Below are 303 nucleotides of genomic sequence, written 5' to 3'. Positions count from 1 at the left end.
TCACCCTCTCAGGCCGGCTACCCGTCGTCGCCTTGGTAGGCCATTACCCCACCAACAAGCTGATAGGCCGCGGGCCCATCCCATACCGCCGGAACTTTCCACACCCCACCATGCGGCAGAATGTCCTATCCGGTATTAGCCCCCGTTTCCAGGGGTTATCCCAGAGTATGGGGCAGATTACCCACGTGTTACTCACCCGTTCGCCACTCATCCACCCCACCACAAGGGCAGAGCTTCAGCGTTCGACTTGCATGTGTTAAGCACGCCGCCAGCGTTCGTCCTGAGCCAGGATCAAACTCTCCA

The 303-nt window shown here is 59.4% G+C and carries 1 rRNA gene; it reads right to left on the bottom strand.

Annotated elements, in window-relative coordinates:
• Positions 1 to 303: ribosomal RNA gene (locus SREC43747_RS0119395) — 16S ribosomal RNA — on the bottom strand; the annotation flags it as partial.

Source organism: Saccharopolyspora rectivirgula DSM 43747 (assembly GCF_000497205.1).
Lineage (GTDB): Bacteria > Actinomycetota > Actinomycetes > Mycobacteriales > Pseudonocardiaceae > Saccharopolyspora > Saccharopolyspora rectivirgula.
The sequence above is the reverse complement of the archived record's forward strand: the minus strand, read 5'-3'. Positions and strand labels throughout refer to the sequence as shown.